The sequence below is a fragment of the Massilia sp. UYP32 genome (genome assembly GCF_050434365.1).
Taxonomy (GTDB): domain Bacteria; phylum Pseudomonadota; class Gammaproteobacteria; order Burkholderiales; family Burkholderiaceae_D; genus Telluria; species Telluria timonae.
This window is the reverse complement of the sequence record NZ_JBNDIK010000026.1, coordinates 79766-97865: the sequence shown is the minus strand read 5'-3', so window position 1 is coordinate 97865 and position 18100 is coordinate 79766. Positions and strand designations below refer to the sequence as shown.

Here is an 18100-nt window from a genome sequence, read left to right as displayed (position 1 = left end):
GCAAGCACTCCACGCGTGCATCGCACCCACGTTATGACGAACCTAAGCAAAATCCTCTCGCTCGAGAACGTGCAACTCGATATCGAAGTGTCGAGCAAAAAACGGGCTTTCGAGCAGGCCGGCCTGATCTTCGAGAACAATTGCGGCATCGCCCGCTCGATCGTCTCGGACAACCTGTTCGCGCGCGAACGCCTGGGCTCGACCGGCCTGGGACATGGCGTTGCCGTCCCGCACGGCCGCATCAAGGGCAGCAAGAGCCTCAAGTCTCCGCTGGCCGCCTTCGTGCGCCTGAAGGAGCCGATTCCCTTCGAGTCGCCCGACGGCCAGCCGGTGAACCTGCTGTTCTTCCTCCTGATCCCCGACCACGTCACCCAGCAGCACCTCGAGATCCTGTCCGAGATCGCCGAGCTGTTCTCCGACGAGTCGGTGCGCACCGCCCTGGCGACCGACCCGGATCCGAAGTCGGTGCATGACCGCATTATCAACTGGCAACCCAGCCTCCAGGCTCTGGGTTAAACTGCACGTCTAGTGAAACGCGCGGCAATCACGCCGCGCGCCTTATTTTGCGACGACGACAATGCCCATGCTGCAGTCTCCGCTGACCATCCAACGGCTGTACGACGACAACCGCGACAGCCTGCAACTCGGCTGGTTCGCGGGCTTTCCCGGCGGTGAACGCCAGATCGCCGGCGACGCCGCCTCGGCCGCCGACCAGGTCGGCCACCTGAACCTGATCCACCCGGGCCGGATCCAGGTGTTCGGCCACCAGGAACTCGACTACTACCACCGCCTCAAGGCCAATTCGCGCAGCCATGTGGTTGGCGAACTGATCGGCGGTGGCCCGCCCGCGCTGATCATCGCCCAGGGCCTGGAAACCCCGCCCGACATCCTGGCGATCTGCGACGAGCAGAACATCCCGCTGTTCTCGACCCCGCTGCCGGCGGCGCAGGTGATCGACTTCCTGCGCGTGTATTTATCGAAAAAGCTGGCCCAGCGCGTGATCATGCACGGCGTGTTCATGGACGTGCTGGGCGTGGGCGTGCTGATCACGGGCGACTCGGGCCTGGGCAAGAGCGAACTGGGCCTTGAACTGATCTCGCGCTCGCACGGCCTGGTGGCCGACGACGCCGTGGAATTCTCGCGCATTGCGCCGAACATGATCGAGGGCCGCTGCCCGCCGCTGCTGCAGAACCTGCTCGAAGTGCGCGGCCTGGGCCTGCTGGATATCAAGGCGATCTTCGGCGAGACAGCAGTGCGGCGCAAGATGCGCCTGAAGCTGATCGTGCACTTGGTCAAGCGCGGCGCGCTGGACGAAGAGGTCGAGCGCCTGCCCTTCCACTTCCCGACCGAAGACGTGCTGGGCCTGCCGATCCGCAAGGTCGTCATTCCGGTGGCAGCCGGCCGCAACATCGCGGTGCTGCTGGAAGCCGCGGTGCGCAACACGATCCTGCAACTGCGCGGCATCGACACGCTGCAGGAATTCATGGAGCGCCAGCGCCAGGCCATGAGCGCGGATTGAACAACTGAGGAACCGGTATCGACGGCGCGGCGGCGTGCCATCGGGTGAAGGTTGCGGTATCATCGCCGCATGCACATCGTCCTCATCACCGGCATCTCGGGCTCGGGCAAGTCCGTGGCCCTGAACGTCCTGGAAGACGCGGGTTACTACTGCGTCGACAACCTGCCGCCGGCGCTGCTGCCGGCCCTCGTCAATACGGTCAACGAAACCGGCACCGCCAAGATGGCGGTCGCGGTCGACGCGCGCAGCGCCGAGTCGCTGGTCGAACTGCCGGTGAGCGTGCGCCGCATGCGCGAGGACGGCCATGCGGTCAAGGTCATGTTCCTGACCTCGAGCACCCATTCGCTGGTCGCGCGTTTTTCCGAAACGCGGCGCAGCCATCCGCTGTCGCACGAGCTGCGCCCGGGCGAGAACCCGGCCTCGCGCCGCACCCTGATCGAATGCATCGCCGAAGAGCGCGAGCGCCTGTCGTCGATCGAGAACCTGGGCCACGTGATCGACACCTCGGAGCTCTCGGCCAATAAACTGCGCGCCTGGATCAAGGAGCTGGCCGAGGTCGCCCATGCGCCGCTGACCCTGTTCTTCGAATCGTTCGCCTTCAAGGTCGGCGTGCCGCTCGACGCCGACTTCGTGTTCGACGTGCGCGCGATCCCGAACCCGTACTACGACCTGGCCCTGCGCCCTCTCACCGGCAAGGACCAGCCGGTGATCGACTTCCTCGACGCCCAGCCGAGCGCGATCGAGATGCTGGCCGACATCCGCAACTTCGTGGCCAAGTGGCTGCCGTCGTTCAAGACCGACAACCGCAGCTACCTGACGGTGGCGGTGGGCTGCACCGGCGGCCAGCACCGCTCGGTGTACATGGCCGAACACCTCGGCGCCTACTTCGGCGATACCGAACGGGTGATCGTGCGGCATCGGGAGCAGCCGAAGAATCCGGCTGCGTGATCTCGTCGTCGCTGGTCAGCTATTGAAGAAGTAGTAGGCAGCGGCGCCCATGCCCTCACCCATGTGATATGCGACCAGGAATGCCAACGATACGACGCTGATGGCCAGGGAGGCTTTCACGAACTGCGAGAGCGCGCGGTGTTCGGAGATCAGGTTTTGCCAGGAAATCATGTGCAGCTGTCATCGGTGATAAGAATCTGACAGTAGCACAAGGAGATAGCGCGCAAGCTCACGCATTCTCACCGCGGCTTGCAGGGACGCCCGACTCACGCAGGATGACCTTATCTTTCATGTGCAGCATTTACCGCAGCAACGCCGCTGTATCGACGACCCGCACGTCGTGCATCTGGTGCAGGTAGGCTTCCAGGTAACCCTTGTGCGAAGCACCGACGATGACCAGCAGCCGCGTGCCCGGCATGACGCCCACCACGTCGCGGATGTTCGCCGCCATGCGCAGGTTGCGCGTTTCCCAGTAGCCGACGTAGGCGCGGCCGAAGCGCTGCGGTGACGGCTCGTTCAGCGCCGCGCCGAAATCGATCTCGAAGCTCGCCGCGACGTGGGCCGGCGAATTGTAGGCGCGAACCATCGCCAGCAGGCCTTCCGGAGTATCCACGCCCCGGTCGAGGATCTCGTCCTCCTTCTTGCGCTTGGCATTGGCCGGATTGTCCCAGGCCTTCATGATCGCCTCGCCGGCCGCCTTGCGATCGGCGTAGGGGCGGCCTGCCGTCTGGTCGTCCATCGCATATACGCGCTCATGCCCCAGCCGGGCCGCCAGCTGCGCCGCGATCGCCACGCTTTCGTTGGGATGAACCGCGAGCTTTTGCAGCCGTGCGACCAGGACCTCATCCAGGCCGTCGCCGGCGCGGCGCTCGGCGTTCGGCAGGCGGAGCCACTGGACCACGGCCGACGCCTCCTCGCCGCCGGCCAGGAACACGGCCGCCAGGCGCCGTCGCTGGGCCGCCGACGGCGCCGCGGGCCAGGCGGCCAGCAGCCGTTCGGCCTCGGCGGTGGCCTGCGGCACGTCGAGCCCGGTCGCCGCCCTGGCCGGCGCGGTATCCCAGCAATAGCCGTCGACCGCCTCCTGGTAGCGCGCCGCATAGCGGCGCATGAAATCGCACTGCGGCCCGGAGCGGTCCTCGACCGCGATCGCCTGCGGCTTCCAGGCGGCGAGCCGGTCGTTCAGCGGGGCCAGGCTCGACGTCTGGAAGGTCTTGGGCAGGTGCGCCAGGTGGGGCGAGCCGAGCACCATGATCTCGTTGACCGGCCCCGTCGCGGGGCCCTTGAGCCGGCTCGGATCGAAGGCCGGCTGGTAATCCTGCGCGGCGGCGGCGCAGGACAAGGTCATCGAGATCAGCAAGGCAGGCAGGCGCATCGGGTTTCCTTTCAGGTCATGAAGACCCGATGTTCACACCTCACCGATATGGTGTCACGCAAAAATGGATATGCACGCAGCGGATTATGCGAGATGCCTGAGCGGATGCGCATGCTCCGGCCACACCGGGTCGAAGAAGCGCGCCACCATGTCGGGCGTCACCTGATCGAGCGAAGGCGGATTCCAGCGCGGCGCATTGTCCTTGTCGATGACGAGCGCGCGCACGCCTTCCAGCACTTCGCCATGCGCGAAGTTGTGACGCACCAGCGAACGTTCCATGCGCAGGCAGTCGGCCACGGACAGCTGCGCGCCGCGCGCCAGCAGTTCGTGGGTCACGCACATCAATAGGGGCGAGCGCTGGCGCATCGCCGCCAGGGCGCGCTGCGCGAACGGCGTCTCGTCGCCTTCGAGCGAAGCCATGATCGCGGCGACCGACGCGGCGCCGAAATGCGCATCGATCAGCTGGCGCTGGGCCTGCAGTTCGCCATTGCCCGCCTTCTGCGCGAACGGCGCCGCGAAAGCGCGGATCGCCGCCGGCAGGTCGGCGCCGGGTGTGGACGCGATCAGGGCATGCAGGGCCCGCAGTTCGGCGCCCGGCACGAAGACATCGGCCAGACCGATATGGAGCGCGTCGGCGGCGCCGATCGTCAGCCCGGTCAGGCCCAGGTAGTTGCCCAGCTGTCCGGGCGCATGCGACAGGAAGTGGCTGCCGCCGACGTCCGGGAACAGGCCGATGTTCACCTCGGGCATGGCCATCTTCGTGCGCTCGGTCACGATGCGCAGGCCGCAGTCCGGGCCGCCCTGGGCGATGCCCATGCCGCCGCCCATCACGACGCCATCCATGATGGCGATGTAGGGCTTCGGGTAGAAATGGATCAGGTGGTTCAGCGCGTATTCTTCGGTGAAGAAATCCTCGAGCAGCGCGCTGCCGCCCATCGGCGTCGCATGGCCGACCTCATGGAAGAAGCGGATGTCGCCGCCCGCGCACAAGGCCTTCTCGCTGCTGCTGGTCAGTACGACCGCGTCGACCTGCCCGTCATGCCGCCAGGCGCGCAGCACAGTGGTGAGCGCGCGCACCATCTCGAGCGACAGCGAATTGAGCGCCTTCGGGCGGTCCAGGGTGATGATGCCGGTGCGGTTGGCGACGCGGGTCAGGACGTGGTCGGTCATGGCGTAATCCGTAATGGAGAGACATGCATTTTACCGAACACACGAAACGCGTCATATCGGGGAGCTGGATGCAAAAAGGGCGTCCCCTCAGACGCCCTTAGCTAGTGTGAGCCCTGCGCCTGATCAGGCGACAGCAGCGTCTTCGCCGCCGTTTTCCGGCAGGCGTTTGATCGAGGTACGGCTATGGTCCTTCAGCATTTGCTTGTGTTTCAGAATCTGTCTGTCCAGCTTATCCATCAGCGTATCGATCGCGGCGTACAGGTCTTGCGCGACACTTGCCACGTGCAGGGTCTTGCCCGACACCTGGACGTTGATCTCTGCTTTCTGCCTTTTTTCTTTTTCAGTGAGGTTGTCGACGGCCAGGAAGACGTGGGTGTCGATCACCTGGTCGAAATGGCGAATGATGCGCTCGAGCTTATTCTGAACGTATTCACGGATGGCGGGGGTTACTTCGAGATGATGGCCACTGATTGTGAGGTTCATACACACTCCTTTGAAAAGGTTGCACCGTGTGGACCACACCAACGCGACAAGGCACGACGGGTGTGGACGGCGCAGTTACAAGGACTTGCGGAGGCTTACAGGGGGTATCTTGAGGGCTTCACGGTATTTTGCAACCGTCCGGCGCGCGATGACCATGCCTTGTTCCCCGAGCATCTCCGCGATCTTGCTGTCGGACAATGGGTTCCTAGGGTCTTCTGCTCCTGTCAATTGTGCGATGAGCGCACGGATTGCCGTCGAGGATGCTTCGCCTCCCGCCTCGGTGGCAACGTGGCTGCCGAAGAAATACTTCAACTCAAACATGCCGTGCGGGGTCAGCATGTATTTCTGCGTTGTGACACGAGAAATTGTGCTCTCGTGTAGGCCTAGTGTATCAGCTATCTCACGTAAAACAAGGGGCCGCATGGCAACCGCGCCATGGGAGAAAAAGTTGCGCTGGCGCTCGACGATCGCCTCCGCCACGCGCAGGATGGTGTCGAATCGCTGGCGCATATTCTTGATGAGCCACTTCGCTTCCTGCAGCTGCGCGCCCATCTGCGCTTCGCTCTTGCCCTGCTTGAGCAGGCTGGCGTACAGGCTGTTCACGCGCAGGCGCGGCATCACGTCCGGGTTCAGGGTGACCGCCCAGCCGCTCTTGGAACGGCGCACGATCACGTCCGGCACCACGTAGTCCGACACGTTCGAGGCGAACGCCGCGCCCGGATGCGGATTGCATTGGCGCACCACGGCCTGCACCTCGCGCAAGTCTTCGTCGTCGCAGTCGAGCGCTTTTTTCAGCTTGCTGTATTCGCGCTGGGCGAACCAGCTCAGGTAACCCTCGACGATGGTCAGCGCCATGCGCCGCGTCACCAGCGGCACGCCCGGCATGCGCCGGATCTGCAGCGCCAGGCACTCGGCCGCGCTGCGCGCGCCGACGCCCACCGGGTCCATGCTCTGCACCAGCGCCAGCGCACACCGTAATTCGTCGATCTCGATCTCGAGTTCTTCGGGCAGCCTGGCGTGGATCTCGTCGAGCGGCTCTTCCAGGTAGCCGTTGTCGTCCAGCGCATCGATCACCAGCTCGGCCAGCGCACGGTCGCGCGCCGACAGGATGGCTTCGCGCACCTGTTCCATCAGGTGTTCGCGCAGCGTGATGGCGCAGGCCTCCAGTTGCGGGCGGCCGTCCTCGTCCTCGCCGCCGCCGGACGATGGCGCGCCGCCGTCGCTCCAGTCGGCATCGACGCGTTCGTTGTCGGCGCCGCCCTCGAAACCCTCGCCCTCCTGCGCCGGCGCACCCTCGCCCTCGGCCTGCTGGCCGGGCGCCGGCGGCGCTTCGCCATTGGCGGGCGCATTGTTGATGGCGCCATCGGCCAGCAGGCGCACCGATCGGTCGAGCGGATCGTCGAGCCGCTCGAGCAAGGGGTTATCGCCCAGTATCTGCTCGATCTCCTGGTGCAGCTCGAGCGTCGACAGTTGCAGCAACCGGATCGACTGCTGCAGTTGCGGCGTAAGCGCGAGGTGCTGCGAAGTGCGAAGTTGCAGGGACTGTTTCATCTAGGCGTCGCTCACATGCGGAAGTGTTCACCCAGGTACACGCGGCGCACCGACTCGTCGGCGATGATGTCGTCAGGACGGCCGGAGGCAAGCACCGCGCCCTGGTTGATGATGTAGGCGCGGTCGCAGATGCCGAGCGTCTCGCGCACGTTGTGGTCGGTGATCAAAACACCGATCCGGCGCTCCTTCAGGAAGCGCACGATGCGCTGGATCTCGATCACGGCGATCGGGTCGACGCCGGCGAACGGTTCGTCGAGCAGCACGAAGCGCGGATTGGTCGCCAGCGCGCGCGCGATTTCCACGCGGCGGCGCTCGCCGCCCGACAGCGACAGCGCCGGATTCTCGCGCAGCTTCTCGATCTGCAGGTCGGCCAGCAGGGTGTCGAGGCGCTCGTTGATCTGGTCTTTCGACAGCGGCTTGCCGTTGTCTTTCTGCAGCTCGAGCACGGCGCGGATGTTCTCTTCCACCGTCAGCTTGCGGAACACCGAAGCCTCTTGCGGCAGGTAAGACAGGCCCAGTACGGCGCGGCGGTGGATCGGCAGGCTGGTGATGTCGGTGCCGTTGATGTCGATCGAGCCGGCGTCCGACGGCACCAGGCCGACGATCATGTAGAACGACGTCGTCTTGCCGGCGCCGTTCGGGCCCAGCAAGCCGACCACTTCGCCGCATTCGACCTGCAGCGACACGTCGCGCACCACCAGGCGCTTGCCATAGCTCTTCTGCAGGCCCTTGACGACCAGTGTGCTGCGATCGCCCAGCTCCATCGGAATCGCCGTCATTGGGCGCCTCCGGCGGGTGCGCGCTTGGGCGCCAGGATCAGGGTGCCGCGGCCGCCGCCGGCGACGCTCTTGCCGCTTTCGTCGTTGCGCACCGTGGCCACTTCCTTGCGGTTGTCGTAGGAAATGAAGGGGCCGGTGATCTGGTTGGTCATGCGCGCGCCTTCGAGTTCGCGCACGACGGCGTTGGAATACAGGCGCACCAGTTCCGACCGCTCGTCGTACTCGATGCGCTCGGCCTGGCCGTCGACCCACAGGTCGGGACCGCCGTCACGCTTCTGGCGGAAAGTGGCGACCTTGCCGCCGGCAGCGGTGAGGGTCACGCTCATATAGCCTTCCGGGCTTTCCTTGACCAGGGCGCGGTCGGACTTGAGCACCAGGGTGCCGCGGGTCAGCACCACGTTGCCGGTCAGGATGCGGGTGCCGGTCACCTCGTCGATGTCGAGCGAATCGAAGTTGATGACCGCTTCCTTGAGCGAATCGGCGCGTTCGGCGGCCGCGGTCAGCGACAGCAGGGAAAGGAAGGCGGCGACAAGTAGTTTTTTCATGGTTGGTGGATACGGGTCTCTGGTTGGCACGCGGCGTTTCTGGAGGATCAGCGCTGGCGTGGCGGATAGACGATCTGGCCGCGGCTGGACAGGTGCAGCTGCATGGTCGCATTGTTGGCGACCATGCCGGTGCCCTTGACGCTGGACGCGCCGAGCTGCATGTCGATCGGCAGATCGGTCTTCAGTATTTCTTCGTCCGGCAGCACGGTGAGCGCCTGGGTGCGCACGTGCAGCGATTCACTCTGCGCGGTCTTGGGGCGCTGCAGGTCGACGTCGCCGATCAGCTCGACCCGGTGCTCCTGGTGATGGATCTGCGCGTTCTTCGCGACCACCGTCATCGGCGGGCGGCCCGGCTCGACGCCGCGCAGCACCGGCGCCTCGACGTGCGACACGTCGCCGCGCGGAATATGCTCCAGGCGCTTGCCCGACACCAGGTAGCTCGGCTGGCCGTTCTCGGTCATGCGCACGAAGGAGAAGTTCTCGACGATGTAGTCCGGTTCGTCCGGCGGTCCGCCCAGCTGGGCGTCGATGTCGGACCCCTGCATCAGTTGCAGCAGCCAGAAGCTGCCGAAGGCGAAGAAGGTGCCGATGACGATCATCGCCAGGAGATTCCAGCGGTGGGCGGTGCGCTTGTTGACGACGACGGTAGCCATTTTTAAAGCCTCAGGCGAAGTACGGCGCGAGCGCCTGGTCGTAGGTGCCCTGGGCGCGCATCACGAGGTCGCACACCTCGCGCACCGCGCCGCGCCCGCCGGCGTTTTTCGTTACGTAGTGCGCGCGGTGCTGCACCTCCGGGTGGCCGGACGGCACCGCGACGGCGAAGCCGACGCGCGCGAACAGCGGCAAGTCGATCACGTCGTCGCCGATGTAGCCGCACTGCTCCGCCGTGAAGCCGGTGGCTTCCAACAGCTTGGCGAAGCCGATACGCTTGTCGTGGATGCCCTGGTGGACGTGCGAGATGCCGAGATCGGCCGCGCGCTTGACGACGATCGGCGACAGGCGCGCGCTGATGATCGCGGTCTGGACGCCGGTCTTGTTCAGCAGCTGGATGCCCAGGCCGTCGAGCACATTGAAGGTCTTGGTGACTTCGCCTTCCGGGCCGTAGGTCAGGCTGCCGTCGGTCAGCACGCCGTCGACGTCGAAGATCATGACCTTGACGCGCGCCGCGCGCTCCATATGGGCCAATGGGGTAATGGCCGGGATAAATGTGTCGCTCATCAGATCACCTTGGCGCGGGTCAGGTCGTGGATGTGCAGCGCGCCGACCAGGCGGTCGTCCTCGTCGACCACCAGCATCTGGTTGATGCGGAATTCTTCCATCACGGCGACGGCGTCGACCGCCAGTTGCTCGGGCCGCACGCGGCGCGGGTTGGCGTGCATCACGTCGCGGATCTGGACGTTCGAGAAGTCGTGCATGCGTTCGATCACGCGGCGCAAGTCGCCGTCGGTGAACACGCCGACCGGACGGCCTTCGGCGTCGACGATGGCGGTCATGCCGAGGCCCTTGCGGGTCACTTCGAGCAGCGCTTCGACCAGCGAGGTTTCGGGGCCCACGCTCGGCACCGCGTCGCCGCTGCGCATCACGTCGCGCACATGGGTCAGCAGGCGGCGGCCCAGCGCGCCGCCCGGATGCGACAGCGCGAAGTCTTGTTCACGAAAACCCCGCGCATCCAGCAGCGCCACGGCCAGCGCATCGCCCATGGCGAGGGTGACGGTGGTGCTGGTGGTCGGCGCCAGGTTGAGCGGGCAGGCTTCCTTGTCCACCGCGATGTTCAGGTGCACGTCGGCCAGCTTGGCCAGGCGCGAGGCTGGTTTACCGGTCATGGCGATCACGCGCGCGCCCAGGCGCTTCACGGCCGGCAGGATGTCGAGGATCTCGGACGATTCGCCCGAGTTGGAAATCGCGATCACCACGTCGTTCCTGGTGACCATGCCCAGGTCGCCGTGCGCGGCCTCGCCCGGGTGCATGAAGAAGGCCGGGGTGCCGGTGGACGCCAGGGTGGCGGCGATCTTGCGGCCGATGTGGCCCGACTTGCCCATCCCGGACACGACCACGCGGCCGTCGCAGCCCAGGATCAGCTGCGCGGCGTTCACGAAGCTGTCGTCGTCGCCCAGGCGCGCCTGCAGGGCGCGGATGGCGTCGGCTTCGATCGACAGCGTTTCGCGACCCAGTTCCAACACGCGCCGGGCCAGGGTCTCGTCAAAACTTTTCGGCATTATTTTTTCATCGGTTACACTCATTTTGGAAGTATAAACGAATTGGGAAAGCAAAAAACTTGCCAGTCGTAACAAACGATAACAAGCGCATGCCGCACCACACCTGGCTAGTGCCATAAGATCAACACTTTTGCTGTTTATCCCAGCATCGCATCAATGCATTCCGGTCTTGAACTCACCCTCCTCCTGCTGGGCTGCGCCGTCCTGGGCGTGGTGCTTTTTCGTAGCCTGCAACTGCCGCCGATGCTCGGCTACCTCGCCGTCGGCGTCCTGATCGGCCCCCACGCCCTGGCCCTGGCCGAGGACAGTCCCACCACCCATGCGCTGGGCGAGTTCGGGGTCGTGTTCCTGATGTTCTCGATCGGCCTGGAGTTCTCGCTTGGCCAACTGCGCTCGATGCGGCGCATCGTGTTCGGGCTGGGCCTGGCCCAGGTGGTGTCGACGATCGTGGCCGTCATGGGGATCGCCCTGCTGGCGGCCTGGCTCCTGCCCGGCATTGCGCTCGGCTGGCAGGCCGCCTTCTCGCTGGGCGGCGCGCTGGCGATGTCTTCGACCGCCATCGTCGTCAAGCTGCTCACCGAACGGCTGGAACTCGAGAGCGAGCATGGGCGGCGCAGCGTCGGCATCCTGCTGTTCCAGGACCTGGCGGTGGTGCCGCTGTTGATCATGATTCCGGCGCTGGCGCGCGATCCGGAAGACCTGGCGATCACGCTCGGGGTGGAAGCGGTCAAGGCGGCGCTGGTGCTGGCCCTGCTGCTGTTCTTCGGCCAGAAGCTGATGGGGCGCTGGTTCACGGTCGTCGCCAAGCGCCGCTCGCAAGAGCTGTTCATGCTCAACCTCCTGCTGGTGACCCTGGGCGCGGCCTGGATCACCGAGCAGGCCGGCCTGTCGCTGGCCTTGGGCGCTTTTGTCGCCGGCATGCTGATCTCGGAGACGCCCTATAAGCATCAGGTGGAAGAGGATATCAAGCCGTTCCGCGACGTGCTGCTCGGGCTGTTCTTCATCACGATCGGCATGCTGCTCGACCTGCGGATGGTGATCGAACACTGGTGGCTGGTGCTGCTCCTGCTGGCGCTGGTGGTGCTGCTCAAGTTCGGCCTGATCGCCCTGCTCGCGCGCGCCTTCGGGGCCGCGCCTGGCACGGCGATGCGCACCGGCCTGGCGCTGGCCCAGGCGGGGGAGTTCAGCTTCGTGCTGCTCAATCACGCCTCCGGCTCGAAGCTGGTCGACCCGTTCGTGATGCAGCTGGTGCTGGCCTCGATGGTGCTGTCAATGCTGCTCGCGCCCTTCGTCATCGCGAGCATGGACCGGATCGTGATGAAGCTCGCGGCCAACGAATGGATGACGCAGTCGCTGCAGCTGACCCAGCTCGCCACGCGCACCATGAAGACCCAGAACCACGTGATCATTGCCGGCTTCGGGCGCAATGGCCAGAGCCTGGCAGCCCTGCTCAAGGAAGAGGCGCTGCCCTGGCATGCGCTCGACCTGGACCCGGAGCGGGTGCAGGACGCGCAGGCCGCCGGCGCCACCGTCTCGTACGGCGACGCGACGCGGCGCGAGAGCCTGATGGCGGCCGGCATCGGCCGCGCCAGCGCCCTGGTGATCACCTTCGCCGACACCCGCTTCGCCATGAAGGTGCTGCACCTGGTGCACGAACTGGCGCCGGCGCTGCCGGTGATCGTGCGCAGCTACGACGACCGCGACACCGAGATGCTCAAGGCAGCCGGCGCCACCGAGGTGGTGCCGGAAGCGCTGGAGAGCAGCCTGATGCTGGCCTCGCACGCGCTGGTGACGCTGGGCGTGCCGCTGCGGCGCGTGGTGCACCGGGTGCAGGCGGCGCGCGACGACCGCTACGCAAGCCTGCGCGGCTACTTCCACGGCGCGAGCGACAGCGGCGCCGATCTCGAGCCGGGGCACGTGCGGCTGCATTCGGTGCGGCTGCATGCGCAGGCGGGCGCCGTGGGCAGGAGCTTGCTGGAGCTGCGGCTGGAGGACGTGGCGGCCGAGGTGACGGCGCTGCGGCGCGGCGGCGCGGATGTCGAGCCTCGCCCCGAGCTGGTGCTGGCCGCGGGCGACGTGGTGGTGTTGCGCGGGGATGGGGAGGCGATCAGCCGGGCCGAGGACCGGTTGCTATGACGCTCCTACGCGAAGGTGACGACCTTGTTGCGGCCGCCGGCCTTGGCCTGGTACAGCGCCGCATCGGCCGACGCCACCAGCTCTTGCGCGACGCCTTCGATGGCGTTGTCGCGCGCAATATCGGTCAACTGCGCGGACAACTGCGCTGACAACGCGGCGACGCCGATCGACACCGTCACGTCGACCCGCTCGCCCGAATTCAGGCTTACCGGGTCGGCGGCCACGCTGGCGCGGATGCGCTGCGCGACCATGCTCGCGCTTTCCAGGTCGGCGTCGATCAACAGCACCACGAATTCCTCGCCGCCGAAGCGCCCGAGCGCGTCCGACATGCGCAGCTCGGCCTTGATGCGGCCGCACACCTCGCGCAACACATCGTCCCCGCCCTGGTGGCCGACCGTGTCGTTGACGCGCTTGAAGTGGTCGATGTCGATGTACATGCAGGACAGGCGATAGCCCTGGCGCCGGGCGCGCGCGATCTCTTCGAGCAGGCGGCGGTCCATGTAGCGGCGGTTGTAGACGCCGGTGAGCGAATCGGTGAGGCCGATGTATTTCAGCATCTCGTTGCTGATCACGTTTTCGAGGCAGATCGCGATGATCGACCCCATGTGCTCGACGAAATCGGTGCCCAGGTTCGGCGTGAAGCGGGTCGGGTCGGTGCTGCCCAGGTTGAGGCTGCCGATCAGGCGCGTATTGCGCAGCAGCGGCACCAGGGCCACGCTCTGCAGCCCGGCGGGCGGATGCGGGAACATGGCGCAGTGCTGGCCCGGCGCATAGGCGCCGAGGATCGGACGCGGACGGCGCTCGGGCGACATGTCGAAGCCGAGTTCGACCGCATGCTCGCAGAACATCAGGTTGGGAAACCCCTCGAAATCGACGCCCAGGCGGTGCATGACGGTATAGATGTCGGCATCCGGGTCGACCAGCGACAGGGTGACGGTGTCCAGTTCGGAGATCACCGGCAGCGTGCGGAAGATCGTGCCGACCAGCTCCGGAAAGCTGCCGGCGCCAACGATCTGCAGGTCGAAGGCCTGGTGGCGGCACATGATTTCGTGGTTGCGTTCGGCCTGCTCGAGCAGGTACGCCATGCGCGCGCGCAAGGTCTCGTTTTCCGCCATCAGTTCTCGCGTCGACGCGCTCGGCTCATGCATGGAGCATTCCTTTCAGCAATAACCGTAACATTACGCCATCCAATCTTGCTTGGATATGAAAAACCGCCTGTCAATATCGCGGAAGATGCGGGAATAGGCGATTTTGCGACACTGTTGCGGTGTCGCCGGCGTTCGACCTGCCGTGGTGCTTAGAAAGCAAGCTCGGCGTTTAGTTCCTGGCCCACGCGCAAGGTGCGGCCAATGCCGTCCTGGACGATGACGTTCATGCCCATCGTGACGGCGCCTTCCATGCGGGCGTTGGCGCGGTAGGTTTGCAGGATGTCGAGTGGGTCGGGGCCAGGGATGCCGGTGGCCTGGTCGACCGACGGGATCGGGCAGCGGGCGCAGGGTTTGACCGGACGCAGGTTGATCTCGCCATCGCTGAAGGTCTCCACGAAGTCTTCTTCGAAGGCGTCGATGCCTTCCACGACCACGTTGGGGCGGAAGCGGTTCATGGGCAGCGCGGCACGGCCGGCTTTCGCCAGCCTGGCGTTCAGGTCGTCGAGCGAGGACTGGCCGATCAAGAGGATCGGGTAGCCGTCCGAGAAGCGGGCCGCGGCGGGCAGGCCGCCGGTCCATGGGCTGATCTTGGGGCGCACGACGTCGGGGCGGAAGCGCACCAGGCGGCATGGGGCGCCGACGGCATCCGCGAACCAGGCGGCGGCATCGTCGCCGCAGTCGGCGGCCAGGACGTGGTCGTCCCAGATCAGCACCTCGATCGCCGGCGCCGCAGGCGCGTGCGCCAGCGGCAAACGGAGCGGCGACAGGCCGGGCGCCTCGACCACCAGCGCATCGCCCTCGACGCGCGGCGCGATGGTGGCCATGCGCGGGTATTCGCGCTGGGTCAGGAACAGGCCTTCGCGCGTGACCACCATCCATTCGCGGTCGTGCACGCCGCCCGCCGACAGGCCGTCGAGGGCGAGCGTCGCCTCGGGCACGGACAGGCCGGCGCAGGACTTGATCGGGTAAAGGAGGAGTTCAGTGACGATGGCCATGCTGTGATCGGGATGGTAAGAAGCCAACAGTATGGCAGCAATCGGCGCCGCTGGCACGATCCCGAAGGGCGGATTCGATGCAATCCGCCCCTGCCCGTGCACTAGCCCTCGACCGTCTCGCGGCTGCGCTCCACCAGATACGTCGCCAGCAGGCCGGATGGCAGCGCAGTCCGGCCGGCATCGAACACCTTGCGGTTGCCGATGACGATGAAGCTGTCCCGGGCGCGCGATACCGCGACGTTCAGCATGTTCGGCTTCTGGTCGAAGAAGGCGCCGCCATTGAAACTCTCGCCATAGGTCGGCGAGAACAGCACGATGGCGCGCTCGGCGCCCTGCAGCGCGTGCACGGTGCCGACCGTCAGGCGGCTGTCCTTGCGCAGCAGGTCCGGCATGTCGCGGCGCAGGCGCCGCTCGATGGCGCCCGCCTGGGCGGCGAACGGGGTCACGATGCCCACCAGCTGCCAGATCGGCGTCGGCTTGCCGGCGCCATCGAGGTAATGCCGTTCGATGTCGGCGCGGTGGGCCTTGACCCAGTCGACGACCGCGGCCGCCTCGAGCTCGTTGTAGCGGCTGCCGCCGCGCCGGGTGTCCCTGCCGCCCACGTGAATCAGCTCGAATGGCGGCAGGATCCGCGCTTCCGGCGGCAGCGACGCGCGTTTCGGTTCGAGGCGGCCGGCGTAGATCAGCCGGTTGCAGTAATCGATCAGCTCCGGCACAGAGCGGCGGTGTTCGGTCAGCATCAGGCCGCGCACGTCCTCGTACTGCTGGACCGTGCAGCTGCGGTTGGCGATGCGCATCAGGCTGCCGCTGGCCGATGTGTAGCCGCCCTGCTCCAGGCGCTCGTAGGCGGGGTCATGGAAGGCCGGCGCCAGGCCGAATTTGACGGCATTGGCGCGGTCGGTCGCTTCGCCGCTGTTCCAGACCGGCTCGATCTGGAAGGTGTCGCCGACCACCATCGCGCGGCGCGCCAGGGCGAACATCGGCGCGCCGATATCGGGCGAGACCTGCCCTGCCTCATCGACCACCAGCAGGTCGATCGTATTCCAGAACGGCATGTCTTCGCCTTCCCAGGCGGTGAAGAACGACGGCGCCATGTGGAAGTTCGACACCAGGCAGGGAGAGAGCTTGGCGAAGCGGCGGTACTTCGCTTCGAGCTTGCTGCGCCCCTTCGTATCCTTGATGCCGCTCCTGATGCGGTGCCGCACCTCCAGGATCCACTGGCCCGACCAGTACCAATCGGCGACGGCGAACATGCGCGCGCGTACCTTCTTGTCCAGGTGTTCGTTCAGGTTGACCAGGCTGGCGTCGAGCAGTTCCGGATCGTCGCCGGCCACGTCGCGCCAGGCGGCGAAGGCACTGGTGATGCGTGCGCGCTCCGTCTCGGCCCGCGCCATCTCCTGCTTGACGTCGTCTCCCTGACGCGCGAGCTCCCCTTTCAAGGCGAGCAGCTCGGCTACGGCATCGTTCTTGTGCTGCAGCGCTTCCTTCTTGAGCGTATGGAAATGCCCCGGCACGCCGTCGGCGCGGTGCTGGAGGTCGGCAGTCAGCGGATGCGCCATCAGCACCTGGCGGTCACGCGCCATGCGGCGCCGGCGCACGGCCGGCACGAAACTGAAGAGGTCGAGCCAGATCGAGGCGTCGGCCAGGTAGGCCGCCCATGCCTTCTCGGCCTGCATGATGTCGTCGCGGCGCGCCTCGTAGGCGCGCAAGGCGGCGTCGGCGGCCTGTTCGCTTTCGTCCAGGCGCGCGCGCAGTTGCGCCAGCTGTTCACGGCAACGCGTGAGTTCCTCGTTCAAGGTCGCCAGCAAGGCGCGGTACGAGGCAACGGCGCCGTCGTCGACGTCCTGGCCGAGCGCATGGAACAGGGTATGGCGCGCCGCCACCAGCGTGTCGAGGCGGGCGGCAAGCTCCTTCAGTTCGGCGTGCAGGTCGTGGACCACGGTGCCAACGCCATCGCCGCGCCGCCTGAAGTGCATCGCCGCGCAGTCGAGGTAATGGCGCTCCGCCGCCGCCAGCATTTCCGGCGTCTCGAACTCCTCGAAGGGGTGGCTCTTGCCGGTGCAGACCGGATGCTGGGTCTGGCGCGATTCGGACGCCAGGAACAGCCCGAAGCCGCGCCCGTAGGGATGCCAGCGCCGGTGCCCGGTCTCGGCCGAGATTTTCGCGAAGCTGTCGAGCACGTTCTCGACCGCCTTCACATTGGTCGAGGCGACCACGATCAGCGGACAATCGCCGCCGGCCAGGGCCGCATCGACCCAGAGCTGGGCGACCACGCTTTGCAGCAAGGTGGTCTTGCCGGTGCCGGGCGGACCGTTCACCGCCAGGACCTGCCCCTCGCCCAGGCGCTGCAGCTCGACCATCGCCGTGCGCTGGGACGGCGACAAGTGGTGAAGCGGATGCATGTGGCCGACCGTCTGGCCGTCATACGGCGCGGTCTGCTGCAGCGGCAACGGCGCGCGCGCCGGCCGGTCGGCAATGGTGCGCAAGGTGTCGAGCAGCGGCGTGGGCGGCCCCTCGGCGATGATGCGGTCATACAGCTTCAGGAGATGCCGCGCGACGATCGGCGGCTCGTAGGGCATGCCGTGCCAGCCCGACACCAGGCGATGCTCGTCCAGCGCGAAATCCGGCAGCTGCTGCCGCCCATCGGCCGGCGCCATTGCAGAAAGCCCGGGCAGCCCGGCGCCGGTCACGGCTTCGAACAGGCGCGCCGCCACGTGGAAGGTATCGCCCATGCCGATGGCTTGTTCCGGCAGCGCGCCGATGAATGCGTCGACGCTGGCCAGCGCGCCGACCGATGTGCGCTGCAGGGTCGGCTCCAGCAGCTCGCGCGGAATCCACGGCATGCGTTCGGGGTCGGGCGACAACACGCCCTGACGGTCCAGCAGGCAGGGGATGCACAGCACCGAAGCGCCCTTGTGCAACTCGGCGCCGTCCTGCTTGGCGCCATGGCTCGCGTCCAGCGCCAGCCGGGCCGGGATCAGCACGAAGGGGATGCGGCCGGCACGTTCCAGCTTGCTGGCATTGAACTGTGCCTCGATCCAGCTCGCCAGGTCGGGCGCGGCTTGCGCGACCCGCCACGCGCCGTCGTTTTCCGCGAGCGCGATAGGTTTGCTGTCGGGCGCCACCTCGGGATGCAGCAGGCTGACTTCGGCCAGCGCGGCGCGCCAGTACGGCACCGGCAGCAAGCGGTTCTGGACTGTATCGTTCATGTTTTCCTGTAGCTCAACCGTATCCAGAC

At 66.5% G+C, this 18100-nt stretch carries 17 protein-coding genes; 4 read left to right on the top strand and 13 right to left on the bottom strand.

The genetic code is table 11. The features are described 5' to 3' along the window. Positions 1-33: 33 nt before the first annotated feature. The 3 genes from ABIB42_RS20220 to rapZ all read left to right on the top strand — a co-directional run bounded on the left by ABIB42_RS20220 (position 34) and on the right by rapZ (position 2467). Complete coding sequence (locus ABIB42_RS20220) at positions 34-516, top strand: PTS sugar transporter subunit IIA (protein ID WP_005663304.1); 483 nt, start codon at positions 34-36, stop codon at positions 514-516. A 67-nt stretch (positions 517-583) separates the two neighbouring features. Further along, positions 584-1519 (top strand): HPr(Ser) kinase/phosphatase, encoded by a 936-nt coding sequence (gene hprK / locus ABIB42_RS20215; protein WP_005663306.1) that lies wholly within the window; start codon positions 584-586, stop codon positions 1517-1519. Positions 1520-1588: 69 nt separating this feature from the next. Beyond that, entirely contained in the window at positions 1589-2467 is an 879-nt protein-coding gene (gene rapZ / locus ABIB42_RS20210; protein WP_071360680.1) for an RNase adapter RapZ, read from the top strand. Between the two features lie 15 nt (positions 2468-2482). Here the strand turns inward: rapZ and ABIB42_RS20205 are convergent, their stop codons facing one another. The 10 genes from ABIB42_RS20205 to ABIB42_RS20160 all read right to left on the bottom strand — a co-directional run bounded on the left by ABIB42_RS20205 (position 2483) and on the right by ABIB42_RS20160 (position 10583). Beyond that, entirely contained in the window at positions 2483-2638 is a 156-nt protein-coding gene (locus tag ABIB42_RS20205) for a hypothetical protein (RefSeq protein WP_273029313.1), read from the bottom strand. 130 nt (positions 2639-2768) lie between these two features. Further along, positions 2769-3839, bottom strand: coding sequence for a DUF5694 domain-containing protein (locus tag ABIB42_RS20200; RefSeq protein WP_005663312.1), 1071 nt, complete (start codon positions 3837-3839; stop codon positions 2769-2771). Positions 3840-3923: 84 nt separating this feature from the next. After that, complete coding sequence (locus tag ABIB42_RS20195) at positions 3924-5009, bottom strand: enoyl-CoA hydratase/isomerase family protein (RefSeq protein WP_005663314.1); 1086 nt, start codon at positions 5007-5009, stop codon at positions 3924-3926. A 123-nt stretch (positions 5010-5132) separates the two neighbouring features. Further along, entirely contained in the window at positions 5133-5492 is a 360-nt protein-coding gene (hpf, locus tag ABIB42_RS20190; protein WP_005663316.1) for a ribosome hibernation-promoting factor, HPF/YfiA family, read from the bottom strand. A gap of 75 nt (positions 5493-5567) precedes the next feature. Next, entirely contained in the window at positions 5568-7043 is a 1476-nt protein-coding gene (locus ABIB42_RS20185) for an RNA polymerase factor sigma-54 (RefSeq protein WP_005663318.1), read from the bottom strand. An 11-nt stretch (positions 7044-7054) separates the two neighbouring features. Then, on the bottom strand, positions 7055-7807 hold the full coding sequence (gene lptB, locus ABIB42_RS20180; protein ID WP_040775454.1) for an LPS export ABC transporter ATP-binding protein: 753 nt from the start codon (positions 7805-7807) through the stop codon (positions 7055-7057). Between the two features lie 11 nt (positions 7808-7818). After that, positions 7819-8367 carry a lipopolysaccharide transport periplasmic protein LptA gene (gene lptA / locus ABIB42_RS20175; RefSeq protein WP_005663321.1) on the bottom strand — a complete coding sequence of 183 codons (549 nt, stop codon included), beginning with the start codon at positions 8365-8367 and terminating at the stop codon, positions 7819-7821. Between the two features lie 47 nt (positions 8368-8414). After that, positions 8415-9020 carry an LPS export ABC transporter periplasmic protein LptC gene (gene lptC / locus ABIB42_RS20170; protein ID WP_005663322.1) on the bottom strand — a complete coding sequence of 202 codons (606 nt, stop codon included), beginning with the start codon at positions 9018-9020 and terminating at the stop codon, positions 8415-8417. Positions 9021-9030: 10 nt separating this feature from the next. After that, on the bottom strand, positions 9031-9585 hold the full coding sequence (locus tag ABIB42_RS20165) for a KdsC family phosphatase (protein ID WP_005663324.1): 555 nt from the start codon (positions 9583-9585) through the stop codon (positions 9031-9033). Further along, a complete protein-coding gene (locus tag ABIB42_RS20160) occupies positions 9585-10583 on the bottom strand; it encodes a KpsF/GutQ family sugar-phosphate isomerase (protein ID WP_005663326.1) in 999 nt (332 codons plus the stop codon). The genes ABIB42_RS20165 and ABIB42_RS20160 overlap by 1 nt, the downstream gene beginning before the upstream one ends. A gap of 156 nt (positions 10584-10739) precedes the next feature. Between ABIB42_RS20160 and ABIB42_RS20155 the strand changes: the two genes are divergently transcribed. Beyond that, positions 10740-12719: a monovalent cation:proton antiporter family protein gene (locus ABIB42_RS20155; RefSeq protein ID WP_005663328.1), complete on the top strand. Its 1980-nt coding sequence runs from the start codon at positions 10740-10742 to the stop codon at positions 12717-12719. Positions 12720-12724: 5 nt separating this feature from the next. On the opposite strand, the gene ABIB42_RS20150 is transcribed toward ABIB42_RS20155, so the two are convergent. From ABIB42_RS20150 to ABIB42_RS20140, 3 genes are all read right to left on the bottom strand, one after another. Beyond that, positions 12725-13867, bottom strand: coding sequence for a GGDEF domain-containing protein (locus tag ABIB42_RS20150; protein ID WP_005663330.1), 1143 nt, complete (start codon positions 13865-13867; stop codon positions 12725-12727). 149 nt (positions 13868-14016) lie between these two features. Then, complete coding sequence (locus ABIB42_RS20145; RefSeq protein ID WP_429248891.1) at positions 14017-14862, bottom strand: MOSC domain-containing protein; 846 nt, start codon at positions 14860-14862, stop codon at positions 14017-14019. Between the two features lie 101 nt (positions 14863-14963). After that, positions 14964-18071 (bottom strand): DEAD/DEAH box helicase, encoded by a 3108-nt coding sequence (locus tag ABIB42_RS20140; protein ID WP_429248890.1) that lies wholly within the window; start codon positions 18069-18071, stop codon positions 14964-14966. Between the last annotated feature and the right edge of the window lie 29 nt (positions 18072-18100).